At 46.9% G+C, this 14149-nt stretch carries 13 protein-coding genes; 12 read left to right on the top strand and 1 reads right to left on the bottom strand.

Translation table 11 applies throughout. The features are described 5' to 3' along the window. Nucleotides 1-38: 38 nt before the first annotated feature. Nucleotides 39-488, bottom strand: a complete 450-nt coding sequence (locus AAH944_RS13060; protein ID WP_415535230.1) for an Hsp20/alpha crystallin family protein — start codon at nucleotides 486-488, stop codon at nucleotides 39-41. Between the two features lie 563 nt (nucleotides 489-1051). Between AAH944_RS13060 and clpP the strand changes: the two genes are divergently transcribed. From clpP to AAH944_RS13000, 12 genes are all read left to right on the top strand, one after another. Then, a complete protein-coding gene (gene clpP / locus AAH944_RS13055; RefSeq protein ID WP_415535229.1) occupies nucleotides 1052-1681 on the top strand; it encodes an ATP-dependent Clp endopeptidase proteolytic subunit ClpP in 630 nt (209 codons plus the stop codon). A 244-nt stretch (nucleotides 1682-1925) separates the two neighbouring features. Then, entirely contained in the window at nucleotides 1926-2882 is a 957-nt protein-coding gene (gene galU / locus AAH944_RS13050) for a UTP--glucose-1-phosphate uridylyltransferase GalU (RefSeq protein ID WP_368293264.1), read from the top strand. 153 nt (nucleotides 2883-3035) lie between these two features. Next, nucleotides 3036-3815, top strand: coding sequence for a hypothetical protein (locus AAH944_RS13045; protein ID WP_368293263.1), 780 nt, complete (start codon nucleotides 3036-3038; stop codon nucleotides 3813-3815). Nucleotides 3816-4008: 193 nt separating this feature from the next. Then, entirely contained in the window at nucleotides 4009-4308 is a 300-nt protein-coding gene (locus tag AAH944_RS13040; protein ID WP_368293262.1) for an autorepressor SdpR family transcription factor, read from the top strand. Nucleotides 4309-4355: 47 nt separating this feature from the next. After that, entirely contained in the window at nucleotides 4356-5024 is a 669-nt protein-coding gene (locus AAH944_RS13035; protein ID WP_368293261.1) for an SdpI family protein, read from the top strand. Nucleotides 5025-5142: 118 nt separating this feature from the next. Then, the gene (locus AAH944_RS13030; protein ID WP_368293260.1) at nucleotides 5143-5817 is read left to right on the top strand and encodes a hypothetical protein; all 675 of its coding nucleotides are present in this window, start codon (nucleotides 5143-5145) and stop codon (nucleotides 5815-5817) included. A 94-nt stretch (nucleotides 5818-5911) separates the two neighbouring features. Next, the gene (locus AAH944_RS13025; protein WP_415535228.1) at nucleotides 5912-7540 is read left to right on the top strand and encodes a cell wall-binding repeat-containing protein; all 1629 of its coding nucleotides are present in this window, start codon (nucleotides 5912-5914) and stop codon (nucleotides 7538-7540) included. A 298-nt stretch (nucleotides 7541-7838) separates the two neighbouring features. Next, entirely contained in the window at nucleotides 7839-7973 is a 135-nt protein-coding gene (locus tag AAH944_RS13020; protein ID WP_415535227.1) for a hypothetical protein, read from the top strand. A 14-nt stretch (nucleotides 7974-7987) separates the two neighbouring features. After that, nucleotides 7988-9637 (top strand): cell wall-binding repeat-containing protein, encoded by a 1650-nt coding sequence (locus AAH944_RS13015; RefSeq protein ID WP_415535226.1) that lies wholly within the window; start codon nucleotides 7988-7990, stop codon nucleotides 9635-9637. 120 nt (nucleotides 9638-9757) lie between these two features. Further along, on the top strand, nucleotides 9758-11596 hold the full coding sequence (locus tag AAH944_RS13010) for a polysaccharide biosynthesis protein (RefSeq protein ID WP_415535225.1): 1839 nt from the start codon (nucleotides 9758-9760) through the stop codon (nucleotides 11594-11596). A gap of 57 nt (nucleotides 11597-11653) precedes the next feature. Continuing rightward, on the top strand, nucleotides 11654-13009 hold the full coding sequence (locus tag AAH944_RS13005) for a nucleotide sugar dehydrogenase (protein WP_415535224.1): 1356 nt from the start codon (nucleotides 11654-11656) through the stop codon (nucleotides 13007-13009). A 45-nt stretch (nucleotides 13010-13054) separates the two neighbouring features. Next, the gene (locus tag AAH944_RS13000) at nucleotides 13055-14098 is read left to right on the top strand and encodes a Gfo/Idh/MocA family protein (protein ID WP_415535223.1); all 1044 of its coding nucleotides are present in this window, start codon (nucleotides 13055-13057) and stop codon (nucleotides 14096-14098) included. The last annotated feature ends 51 nt before the right edge of the window (nucleotides 14099-14149 follow it).

Here is a 14149-nt window from a genome sequence, read left to right as displayed (position 1 = left end):
CCCTATGATTAGTCTGTGGGCCACAGTTTCGAGATCTTCTAATGCTGAAAGTCAATCTGTACAGACTTTTTCTCCCTGCTGTCTGTCTTGGGCAGGAATACATTCAGAACGCCGTTTTTATAAATTGCCCTGACATTATCAATAGAAACGGCCGCTGGAAGAGAGACGGAGCGGCGGAATTGACCGGTATACCTTTCTTTTTTGTGTAGGCGATCTTCCTGAATCACGTGCTGTTCGCGGTTCAAAGTGCCGCTGATGGTTATCATGTTGTTTTCAATCTGAATGCTTACATCTTCTCTTCTCTGCAGTCCTGGCAGATCGCAGGAAACAATGATCTCTTCGTCGGTTTCATAGACGTCGGTAAATGGAACGGCCAAGCGCGGAGCGAACTCATCTTCGAAAAGATTAAACGGTAAACTATAAAGCCTATTGATTTCACGGCGTAATTGATCTGCATTCCGCATTGGATGGAACGGTAAAAGATTCATACTTTCAAGCCTCCAGTACAATTATGGGATTGATAACAAGTACTTTTTTTCAAGCATACTAGTACAACATTCCCGAAATAAATACTCAAATAGATGATTGCGTTAAACTCCCGGGTTGGCCTGTGCGCCACAATTCCGCTTTCGGCTGTTGCGCCATCCGTGGCTTGTCGCTCCTTGCCCTCCATGGCGCCGCGACATTAGTCCATCCATGGACGTTAAAGCCGCGCTCCGCCTCCATGCTCCGCTTGACGCTGGAATTGTGGCCCCCAGACCTCATTTAGGGTAATCAAGCTTGTATGAATGATTTGAGCAGGGAATTTGAGAACGTCGTACTAGGATTATTTTAACCGGAAAGATGATATGTATTCTGTTCGGATGTTTAGACAAACGCACGATTGGTAATTAATCAAAATAATATGAAAAAATCATCATAAGAAAGAAATCAATGATAGAACATAAGCAAAGAAATGACCAAAATTTGCCCAAATTATTTGACCTTTATTGACCTTTGTAATAAAATAGAGACATATCAAAATTCACAATCAATGATGGAGGGAATAAATATGAGTTATCTTATCCCGATGGTAGTTGAACAAACGAATCGCGGTGAACGTTCTTACGACATCTATTCTAGGCTCCTCAAAGACCGTATTATCTTCCTGGGCGGAGCAATCGATGATAACGTTGCCAATGTTGTCGTTGCGCAATTGCTTTTCCTGGAAGCAGAAGATCCTGAAAAGGACGTTTTCCTCTATATTAACAGCCCCGGAGGGTCAATTACTGCCGGGATGGCCATCTACGACACGATGCAGTATATCAGGCCTGATGTACAGACCATTTGTATTGGAATGGCCGCCAGTATGGGTGCCTTCCTGCTTGCCGCCGGCACGAAAGGAAAGCGTACTGCCCTGCCGAATGCTGAGATTCTGATCCACCAGCCGTTAATTGCCGGGGGAGGTTTATCAGGGCAGGCTACAGAAATTGAAATTCACGCCAAACAGTTGCTGAAAACAAAAAACAAAATGAACAGGATTCTCGCTGAAAGAACCGGCCAGCCTTTGGACAAAGTCCAGCAGGATACGGACCGTGACTACTATATGTCCGCTGAAGAAGCCAAAGAATACGGAATTGTTGACCGGGTACTGGAAAAAGCAGCGTTGCTCGAGCAAAAAAAGAAAAACCCACTAAAATAGAATCTCTTAAAAAAACCTTTATTTTCATAAAAAAATTTGAAGAAAATTCTGGATATCGAAAACGCCTCGTTTGAGTCAATCATTTGAGGCGTTTGACGTCCACGGATGAACGAATGCCGCGGTTCCATGGAGGGAAAGGAGCGCGGCCATTCAGAAAAAAACATAAAAGTTAGATAAATTCGGCATACTAAACTCGGATTGTTCAAAAACAACCAAAGCAACAACAAAAAAAGGAGGAAAAATCTTGCAGAAAATTCGTAAAGCAGTCATACCCGCGGCTGGATTGGGTACAAGATTTCTTCCTGCGACCAAAGCTCAACCCAAAGAAATGCTGCCGATCGTTGACAAACCGACCATTCAGTACATCATTGAAGAAGCGGTTCAATCCGGTATTGAAGATGTCATTATTGTCACAGGAAGAAACAAAAGAGCCATTGAGGATCATTTTGACCGTTCTGTAGAACTTGAACTATTTCTAAAGAACGGAGAAAAGTCCGAACTGCTCGATATGGTCAAACATATTGCTGAGATGGTAGATATCCATTATGTCCGCCAAAAAGAAGCTCTGGGGCTTGGTCATGCCGTCTACAGTGCCAGAAGATTTATTGGCAATGAGCCGTTTGCCGTTCTTTTGGGAGACGACGTGATCTATTCGGATGAGCCTTGTCTGAAACAAATGATCAGGTACTACGAGCTGTATAACAGCAATCTGATTGGCGTACAGGAAGTACTGCCGGCAGAAGTGTCCAAATACGGGATTATTGATGGCAGCAGAATATCCCCGAGACTGTACAAGGCGGAAACTATGTTTGAAAAGCCGGCCCCGGAGGAAGCGCCTGATATTCCGCTTGCGATCATGGGCCGGTATATTCTTAATCCGGAAATTTTTGATATCCTCGCGGAATTGCCTCCGGGAAGAAATGGAGAAATTCAGCTGACGGATGCGATTGCGCAGTTGAGCAAGGTTCAGGACGTGTATGCCTACAATTTTGAGGGAAAAAGATATGATGTGGGGGACAAACTTGGTTTTGTCAGAGCAACCATTGAATTTGCGTTAAGACATGAAGAAATTGGCGAAAGCCTGATGGATTATCTGACTGATATCGTCAGCCGGTATCAAAAAGAGGGTCAGGAGCTCCGCCTGCTTTCAGCAGGCAATAATTTGGACAAACTTTATGATATTAAGAAGAATTACAGTTAACCGGGTAGGTAAATGGATGCTGCCCGAAAAAAACGGCGGAAAATAACGTACTTTCACAGAAAATAGGCTGTTTGATATCCTGAATGTGACAAGCTTTTCTCTTTGCTATTGGTAATATTATACAGAAAATACCTATAGTAAGGAGGAAAAAGGATGAATTTCAGCCGCAAAAGCATCCTAACTCTTGCAGGGGCTGTTGTTCTGGCGGGGGTAATCATTATTGGCGGAATTTATGGGCCCACTGCCTGGAAAGTATTTCGTGGCCAGGTAGTCGGACCAGAGGACCAAGTGGTTATCCAGACGCCGCCGGTCAATTATGCCGGTGGAGAGACGGATGCTGATCAGACCACTGCTCAGGGTGAAGACAGTACGGTTTCATCCAATACCGGGGGAACACCGGCTGCAGAAGGGACTGCAGGAGATACCGTTACAGCACCCAATCAGGCTGACGGCACAGACAATTCTGCCAGCAGCACGAATGAAGTCAAAAAGTACAGGGAACCGGATCTAAGTCTTTTGAATATTGCGCCTTCGCTTGAGGAGTATTTTGGCGAGGGAGCGCTCAGCGATTCATCCAGGACTCTTGCCTTCGGAGCCGCCTGGAACATCCATCAGTATACGGATGGTTATCTGTACGGTGTCACAGCAGGGCCTCAGATGAACGAAAAGGATATTAAGAAATACATTGTTTTCCATAAGACCTTATGGGAAAAGCAAATGGAAAATGAGGTCAATTCTAGTCAGGCGTCAACCTTTGATGTGTATCTCAGAAATCTTCTGAACAGAGGAATTGATGCCTTTGACAGTAAGGACAAAGTAAGAATTGAACAATTCCATCTCGAGATTCATGATTTGGACGCGCATCTGCTGCGGGATGATATGAGTTCCAAGGTTTACGGGGCAACTCCTTTTGCCACGAAACGTTCTGAATAGCAATTGATAGGCGCCTGAAACAACATTTGAAGCGCTTCTAAAAAAGTTATCCTGTCTCAAACCTCCATGAGATTAGGATAACTTTTTTGATTTTTAACCTTTGACAATGCTGACAGATCATGTATAATAATAGATACTTAGATGATTGTCTAAACATCTAAATATCTATTTGAATTAAGGAAGTGGATCACAAATGTCGCCGTATAATGATACGTTTAAAGCTTTGGCTGATCCGACCCGAAGAGAAATGATCCGCTTTTTGAAAGAACGAAATATGACGGCAGGGGAAATAGCAGATCAATTCAAAATCTCCAAACCAAGCATCTCCCATCATTTGAATATTTTGAAGCAGGCCGGGCTGGTTACAGATGAAAGAAAAGGGCAGACCATCGTCTATGCATTGGATACCTCTGTGTTTGAAGAAGTCATGCGGATGATGTTTGATTTGTTTTCCAGAAAAGAAGAATCAAAAGATAAACAAACAAATAAATAACACATAAATAAACAGACAGATGAATCATAAGAAAGGGTGCTGGTGCAATGTCGGAGAATAAAGAATTATGGATGCGCAGAATGCTTATCTTTGGCAGTCTGATGGTTCTCATAAGTTTGGCGGTTAGCTTGGTTGTTTATCCCCGTCTCCCGGATAAAGTTCCGGTGCACTGGAATGCAGCCGGAGAAATCGACGGCTGGGGCAGTGCTTTTCAGGGAGCTTTTCTGTTTCCGCTGATAATGGCAGCTATGCTGATCCTGCTCGTTTTCCTTCCCAAAGTGGATCCTAAGAAAAAGAACTATAGCCGGATGAGCAAACCGTATGCCATCATTGTGCTTGTCATAATGCTGTTTTTTATGTTGATTCATTTTGGCTCGCTGGGCACGGCGCTCGGGTATTTTGAGAGCTTCCCTTCTCTGATTCAATTGGGAGTCGGAGCCTTGTTCGTGGTTATCGGAAACTATATGGGCAAATTAAAGCATAATTACTTTGCCGGAATCAAGACTCCATGGACGCTGGCCAATGAGCAAGTCTGGTACAAAACGCACCGGATGGCAGGACCGCTCTGGGTCATTGGCGGACTGATCTTTATGGCGGCAAGCTTCCTGCCTTCCCAGTTTCTGACCGTCACAGTGATGATTGTCATTGCAGTCCTGCTTATCATTCCAATTGGATATTCTTATTGGATCTTTAAGAGATTGGATAAGGAAGAATAGGTAGAATAGGTCCACAATCCTGTAATAAAAATAGGCTGAAGTATGTTTAAAATCCCCGCAGAACGGATAGAATGGAAATAGTTACCATTCTATCCGTTATTGAGGGGATTGTGATTTTATGCGTAAAAAATTTTGGTTGATTACAGTACTGGTATTTGTTCTGGGGGTGTGCCTCGGCGCAGGGGGACACTTTTTATGGTCAACGACTCTGAACCCGGAAGTAAATTCTCCGGCTGAAAAGGACAACGCGGCCAAGGTAGGTACCGTTCAGAGCGGTGATGCTGTTCAGAATGCTCTTCCGGACCTGTTTGCCGAAGAAAATGGCATTGTTGACGGTATAGCTGATGGTACAAATGACGGCACAAATAACAGTACTGACGAAAGTACAAGCGCCTTGACTGAGGCAGAACAGGAAGCAATTATTGCACAGTATAAGCAGGGTCTGGGAATGCTCTTTGATGCCTGGAAAGCCAAAGATATGACTGCGTTCAGAACTGCGATCGCCAATGCTTACACTGGAGACTTGATGGAAAAGCATATCCAGAAGGCAGAAGAGTTCATTTCCAGAGGAATCGGACTGGATGTCAGCAACATCATTTTTGATGACGTGAAAATCGAATCTGCCGACAAATTTTCGGCGACAGTCAATGCTGTTTACCGTTATACGGCCAGAGATTACGACTTGGACGAGCAGTATCCTTTGGGGGAAGAGCAGGAACATCAGGTTCATGTCAGGGCGAATCTAATTAAAATTGGTCAGAGCTGGCTGATTACGGGCGAAACGGCAATATAGCCGGCAGAATATTGCAGGATTTAACTGAACGATGGCGAATTCTAGGAATTGAGAAGATTAAGTCTTAAAAAGATTAAGACGGGGAGAGGAACGGATGTTCAAGAGAAAGCCGGGAGCGCTTGCGGTTCTGCTGATCGTATTATTGTTTTTGCCGGTCCATAGTTCCGGAGTATTTGGGGCAGAGATTCAGACGTACCAGAATCCTTCCCTGGAGGTCGTTGCTCAGAAGCTTGAGACGATTTCCAAAAGCAAAGGAATCCCGAGCGTGCTGCTAAAAACAATTGCCTATTGTGAATCGGGTTGGAGACAATTCGATCAAAGTGGTGAAGTAGTAACCGGAAGAACAGACGGTACCTCGAATCCTGCCCTCGGAATCATGCAGGTTACCAGTTATGATCCCGGAGATACCGAAGAAGTTAATAAACTTAAATATGATATCGACTATAATATTTCCCGCGGGGCTGATCTGCTGAATCAAAAATGGCAGATGGTGCCGAAGATTGGTGATGGGGACCGCAACAAATTGGAGAACTGGTATTTTGCGCTTTGGGCCTATCATGGCTGGTTGGCGTACAACAACCCGAATAATGCTGCTGCCAGAGGCGAGGTAGCTTATCAGGACGCGATCATTCGCAAAGCCGCGACAGCATATTTTCTGGGTCTTATCGTACCTGTCCAAATTACGCCGGTTCCCGCCGAACTTCTTCCGCTTGGCACGCTTCCAAGCAGCAGTCAGAGCTGGAATACACCTGAACCGTATACCCTGGGAGACTTAACTTCCAGCACAGTTGGTACAACCACCAGAATCTCAGGTCAGGACAGGATAGACACGGTCAATCAAATTGCCTTGAACGGATGGCCGAGTGGTGCTCAGACCGTCATCCTTACCCGTTCAGATGCGTTTCCTGATGCCCTGGCCGGCGTGCCTCTGGCTAAAAAATATAATGCACCGATTTTGCTTACGAGCCCGGATCAACTTGATCAAGGTGTCATTGAGGTGTTGAATACCTTAAAGCCGACAAAAGTGATTATTCTGGGCGGAGAGAAGGCCGTCAGCAAATCAGCCGAGACTAGACTCAAGGCCGTTTTGACCTGGACCTCTGATGTTTTCCGGATTGCCGGGGCGGATCGTTATCAGACTGCGGTACTGATTGCCGCTGATTTCCCCAAAGATGCCAGCGTGGCTATTGCTACGGGTATGGATTTCCCGGATGCGTTAAGCCTGGCCACAGCTGCAGCTGCGAACGAAATGCCTCTGCTGCTCACTTCAACCCGGAGCCTGCCTGAGGTTACCAGACAGGACTTAAGCAAACGTTCACCGGGAAAAATCTATATTGGCGGCGGGGAAAAAGTCATTACTGCTGAAGTAGTGACAGCCCTGACTCAGACAACCGGATTGTCTGCGGGGAACATTGTTCGTTTTGCCGGGAGCAACCGTTATGAGACTTCGGTGATGATTGCGGAAGCGTTCTTTCCCAGTACGCAGGAGATTTATATGGCTACTGGACTCGATTTTGCAGATCCTCTCGCCGCTGGCGCCCTGGCTGCAACGAAGAATGCCTGTCTATTGCTGATTTCTCCGCAGGGCTTCACGACAAACGGGCCAACAGAAAATTATCTAAAAAAGATGGCTTCTTCCACAAATGTTAAAGTGATCGGCCCGGAAGCTTCTATTTCTGAATATACGGTTACCCGTGTAAAATATTTACTCAGACAGATGTGATTGATAACATAAATCAATGATAGATTAGTCAAAAATCTGTTGGTAATTCGTCCATAACCAGCCAATTTGATGAGAAGGGTTTGCAAGCATCATCATTCATTAGATGGAATAATATTGACCTTTTCCGGCAAGCAGCACTTCTTGTCGGAATTTTGTTTATGAGCGTTCATGCGGCTTTCAGCGATTTGGAAAAATTTTGGGGAAGGAAAATCTGTCTCTAAGACGAATTTATTTACTCTAAACTTCTTTCAAGTTTTGTGACGGCTACGAAGATGGCATACGATGTGCCTGGTGTCGAATGCGTCAGGATGACAAAGCATTTGACTGGTCTCATGCCGCGATGTCCATGGGTAGACTCGTGCAGCGTTGCCACGGACGGCAAAGAGCTGCCGGTGCCACGGATAGCAAGGAGCAGCGGTTTCTGTGTTTCTGATTAGGAGGTAATTAATGCGTTCGAAAAAATATATCCGGTTATTACTGACCGTGCTTTTCAGTATTTTGCTGCTGATTCCGGCCAGGCCGCTGCTTGTTCAGGCAGCAAACCAGAATCCTACTCCGGAGGAGATATCCAAGATATTTGACCAGGTGGCCCTGGAGGAAAAAGTCCCTGCGGAGATCCTTAAAGCGATTGCGTTCAAAGAATCAGGCTGGCGTCAATGGAACAGTTCAGGCAATGTTGTGATGGGGGGCTCAGGCAGCAGGCCTTACCTCGGTATTATGCAGATTGGGGTATATGATCCTTCCGATTCGGAGACGATTAACCACCTGAAAACGGATATTGCCTATAATATTGCCTATGGGGCTGAAGTCCTGAAATCCAAGTGGAATATGACGCCGATCATCGGAGACGGTGACCCCGGAAAACTGGAAAACTGGTACTTTGCGATTTGGGCCTATAACAGCTGGTCTACCGTCAATAATCCAAATACTGCGGCTGCTTCAGGCAGAGTGGCCTACCAGGATAAAATCTTGAAACTGATTGCCACCGATTATTATGAGGGCCTGACTGATCCTGTCAGTATCACACCGGTGTCGAAGTCGCTGCTGCCGGCGGGGACACTACCGTCAAAGAATTCTGTCTGGAAGACGCCCGAACCGATCCACTATGCCGGTTACACCCTGGGTCTTCCCATGATCTCCAGAAGTCAAAACAATTTACTACTCTCAACTGTGAAAAGAATTTCCGGCATGGACAGGATTGATACTGCGATAAAAATCGCTTATGAAGGGTGGCCTTACGGCTGTGAGACGGTCATCATCGCGAGGTCCGATGCTTTTGCGGATGCCTTGGCCGGTGTATCCCTGGCGAAACAGAATCATGCGCCCATTCTTCTTACTTCAAGGGACCAGCTTGACCAGAGGGTGGAGAACGCTCTAACAGTTCTGAAACCGCTGAAAGTGATTATTCTTGGCGGTGAAACTGCGTTGTCATCCGGGGTGGAGAACAGACTGAAGGAAGTTGTTTCCTGGACAGAAGATTTTGAGCGGATAGCGGGTCAGGACAGATATGAGACCGCAGCGCTCATTGCGTCCCATTTTCCTGAAGGCAGCGGAGTTGCCGTTGCGACCGGATCAAACTTCCCGGATGCTTTAGGTATTGCTTCAGCTGCCGCGGCCAAAGGATATCCGCTGCTTCTGACGGCAAAAGACAGCCTGCCGCAGGCCACCGCAGAACTTCTGCAGACCCTGAAACCGTCTGAGTTATATATTGCCGGCGGGGAAGGGGCTGTATCGTCCGGGGTCGCCGGCAGCATCGCTGGCATCGCAGGTCTCTCCGCGGATAAAGTCCGGCGTTTTGCCGGTAATAACCGCTACAATACTTCGCTCACAGTCGTGCAGTCCCTGTATCCCGATGCCCAAAAAATCTACCTGGCGACCGGGGAGGGTTTCCCGGATGCTTTAGCGGGAGCAGCGCTTGCTGCCAATATGGATACGCCGCTGCTGCTGATTCCGACGGAAGGGCCTGCAGCCGGTTCCGACACCGAGAAGTATTTTCAAAGTATCTCGCCGGACGTGGAACTGGTGGTTCTCGGAGGCAAATCCGTCATCAGTGACAATGCGATTATCCGGATCAAATACCAGATGGTTAAAATATAGCATGAGGGGGACAAGGAGACGGATCTTTGTCCCCCTTTTGAATTGTAAAATGAGGAAAACTGTAGTAAACTGATAAACGGTGAAAACGAATTACGTCCTGAAAGGTCGGAAAACGATAACGTGGCACATCCCAAACGCACCTTATTTTTAATGCTTACCGATGCTTTATTGATTAATCTTGCCCTTTTTTTAAGCTTCTACCTGCGTCTTTCCGAAGAGGCTGATCTGCAGGCGGAGTTTGTCAAATATTTGGGCACTTATTTGAATGCCGCGATCGTGTCAACCTTCGTGCTCATTGTGACGTTCCACTTTTTTGGATTGTATAAAAATATTTGGCGATATGCCAGTGTCAGAGAACTTCTTTCTATTGTTTACGCTGTAACCGTCGGTGCGGCGCTCACAGTCATGGCGGTCTATTTTATTTCCCCGCTCAGACTTCCGCATTCGGTCAGCGTTTACTTCTGGCTGATGCTGATTGTTTTGATCGGCGGACTCCGGTTCAGCCAGAGGATGCGCCAGGAGAATACTATTTTTGCCGTATCCAACAAATCGCAGCGAAAAGTACTGATTATCGGAGCCGGTGACGCAGGCGTTCTTGCTTTAAGGGAACTCAAGAAAAGAGATTTTCAAGAAGGTGTACCCGTCGGTTTTATTGACGACAGCAAAAGTAAGATCAATCTTCATGTTCAAGGATTTCCGGTGTTGGGTTCCCGTGACGACATCCGGCGCATTGTTGAAAACTATGCTGTTGATGAGATTATCATTGCGATCCCTTCTGCCGATGGAGAGACTGTCAGGGAGATCGTGGAAATATGCAAAGAGACCCGAGCGGCCTTAAAGATTATGCCCGGCGTATACGACATCCTGAGCGGCAAGATTACGGTGAGTTCTTTAAGGGAAGTACAGGTCGAAGACCTTCTCGGGCGCGAACAGGTATCGGTGGATTTGGAAGAGGTGGCAGGCTACCTGAAAAACCAGGTTGTCGTGGTGACCGGTGCCGGAGGCTCCATCGGATCGGAGCTTTGCAGGCAGATTGTCAAATTTTTTCCCTCAAAGCTTATTCTGGCCGGACACGGGGAAAACTGTATTTTTGATATTGAGCAGGAATTGAAGAATTTCCCGATAGTGACGGAAATTTTTGATATTAAGGATGCCGGTAAGGTTAACCTTGTTTTTGAAAAGTACAAGCCTTACGTGGTTTTTCATGCAGCTGCGCACAAGCATGTGCCGCTGATGGAGGTAAATCCTGAGGAAGCGTTAAAAAATAATGTTATGGGCACGAACAACCTTGCTGCAGCGGCAGACAAAAACGGAGTCAGAACATTTGTGCTGATCTCCACCGACAAGGCGGTCAATCCCACCAGCATCATGGGCGCATCTAAAAGGATGGCCGAGATGGTCATCCAGGACTATGATAAGAGATCTGAGACCAAGTTTGTCGCCGTACGCTTTGGCAATGTTCTCGGAAGCCGCGGAAGCGTCATCCCTACGTTTAAAAAGCAGATTATGGCGGGGGGACCGGTAACGGTGACGGATCCTAGGATGACCCGTTACTTTATGACCATCCCCGAAGCAAGCCAACTGGTCATTCAGGCCGGCGCGATGGCCTCAGGCGGAGAAATTTTTATTCTTGATATGGGCAAGCCTGTGAAGATCGTTGATCTGGCCAAGGACCTTATCCGTTTATCAGGTTTTGAACCGGGCAAAGATATGCAGATTGAGTTTACCGGCGTGAGACCGGGGGAGAAACTTTTTGAAGAAATTCTGACTTCGGAAGAAGGTACGACAGCAACCAAACATAAACGCATTTTCGTAGCAAGGCCCAACCATATTGATCATGAGGCGATTGAAGGACTGGTGCAGAAGATACGCGAGCGTGGCAGCTATATGGACAGGGAGGAAATCAACACTTCCATCAGGACACTTCTTCCTGACTTTGGGAAGACCATAAAAACTTAGGCAGCGCAGTCCTGACCATCATGAACGCTTGCACCACAGATATAAGGAGGAACTTCTATGTTGGAAGTTAAAAATGTCATTACGCAGAATCATCCTGTTGCCCTGGAACTCAAAAAGAAAATTGAAAACCATACCGCCCGGATCGGCGTGATCGGTCTTGGTTATGTCGGCCTGCCGCTGGCAGTTGAGAAAGGCAAGGTTGGTTTCCCGGTTCTCGGATTTGATATTAATGCCGAGAAAGTCGCCATGGTATCAGCCGGAGAAAACTATATCGGAGATGTCAAGGATGAGGAACTTAAAGAACTTGTCGATAAAAAGATCCTTCAGGCAACCACTGATTTTACCAAACTTGCCGACTGTGATGTGGTGATCATTTGTGTACCGACACCGCTGACCATTACCAGGGATCCGGATATTTCCTATATGAAGGCTTCCGCTGAGGAAGTCGGAAAAACCATTCGTCAGGGGCAGCTTGTCACACTTGAGAGCACGACATATCCTGGGACCACGCAGGAAGTGATCCTGCCGATTCTGGAACAGTCGGGGCTTAAAGTCGGAAAAGACTTTTTCCTGGCCTTCTCGCCGGAAAGAGTTGACCCCGGTAACAAACGTTTTTCAACGAAGAATACCTCCAAAGTTGTCGGCGGCGTAACGTCTTACTGCCTGGAGATTGCTTATACCTTATATGCACAGACCATTGTGAATGTCGTACCTGTCAGCTCACCGGCTGCAGCCGAACTCACCAAAGTATTTGAAAATACCTACCGCGCAGTCAATATCGCACTCGTGAATGAAATGATGCTGTTATGCGACCGGATGGGGCTTGATGTTTGGGAGATCGTCGAAGCTGCTTCGACGAAACCTTTTGGCATCCATACGTTTTATCCGGGACCGGGTGTTGGCGGCCACTGCATTCCGATTGATCCGTTCTACCTTACCTGGAAAGCCAGAGAGTATGACTTCCATACCCGCTTTATTGAACTGGCCGGCGAGATCAATGTTGAAGTTTCTTCTTATGTCGTCAATAAAGTATACCGGGCTTTAAATTCCCTGAATAAAAGCGTTAAGGATGCCAAAGTCCTGGTCGTAGGTGTCGCTTATAAAAAGGATATTGAGGATGTCCGCGAATCACCGGCCCTGATCATCATGGAACTCTTGCGCAAGGAAGGCGCCGTATTAACCTACCATGACCCTTACGTACCGGTGATCGAGCCGCATGGCGGCAGCACCATGCATCTGGAAAGCATCGCGCTAACCCCGGATGTATTGCAGGAGGCTGACTGCGTCTTGATTATCACCGACCACAGTGCTATAGACTACGAACAAATCGTCCAATATGCGCCGTTGGTCGTCGATACGCGCAATGCGACCAAAGACGTGCGGCAGATGCGTGAAAAAATATTCAAGATCTAAATAAATTAAAAGAGGCCCTGTCCGTATGATTGGAGAGTGAAATTTTTGACTGAAGACAAAATAGTATTTGGCGTAATCGGGTGCGGAAGAATTGCCCCGAAACATACGGAATCGATTATGGCTATTCCCGGCGCAGAGCTGGCTGCTGTCTGTGACATTGTGCCGGAAAGGGCTGAAGATTTTGCCAGCAAGTACAAGGCGCAGCCGTATCTGGATTATCACGATCTTTTGAAGAGAGAAGATATCGATATTGTCACGATCGCAACCCCGAGCGGAAGCCATGCGGAAATCGGGATTGCAGCGGCCAGGGCCGGCAAACATGTGATGGTCGAGAAGCCCATGTCTATGACGCTCCGCGAAGCAGATCTGCTGATCAGGACCTGCAGGGAGAACGGTGTCAAACTGGCGGTTATTCACCAGAACCGCTTTAATAAATCAATTAAATTACTGAAAAACGCTTTGGAGGCAGGCCGTTTTGGGAAACTGACCCACGGGCAGGCGACAGTCCGCTGGAACCGGGGCATGGACTATTATCTGCAGGCACCTTGGAGAGGCACCAAACTGCAGGACGGCGGCGTCCTGATGAATCAGTCCATTCATAATATTGATTTATTACAATGGATGTTTGGCCCCGTAGAATCCGTTTTTGGCTATACCCATACCGCCTTAAGAAATATTGAAATGGAAGATGTCGCCGGAGCGGTATTGAAGTTTAAGAACGGCGCAATCGGGCTGATTGAGGCTGCTTCCACGATCTATCCGAAGAACATTGAGGAAACGCTGAATGTTTTTGGAGAGACAGGCTCAGCCGTGATCGGCGGGATCGCAGTGAACCGCGTCGAAGTATGGGAATTCCCAGGCAGCGAAGCTGAAAAACAGCAGATCTTTGCTGCCCAGGAGACCGATCCGCCTGACGTGTACGGATTCGGCCACCGGGAAATCATTGAGGATATGATCCAAGCAGTCAGGACCGGCGGGATTCCGGCAGTTTCTGGTGAAGAGGGACGGAAAGCACTTGAAATCATTTTATCCATCTATAAATGCCAGGAAACCGGGGTGCCGGTTAAACTTCCGTTAATTGAAGATTAAAAGAAGCCATGCACTTCCTTTCGGTTGGTACATATTTGTATAGTACACTAA

The sequence above is a fragment of the Dehalobacter sp. CP genome, from assembly GCF_047652685.1.
In the GTDB taxonomy this organism is placed as follows: domain Bacteria; phylum Bacillota; class Desulfitobacteriia; order Desulfitobacteriales; family Syntrophobotulaceae; genus Dehalobacter.
This window is presented reverse-complemented; position numbering and strand designations above follow the sequence as displayed.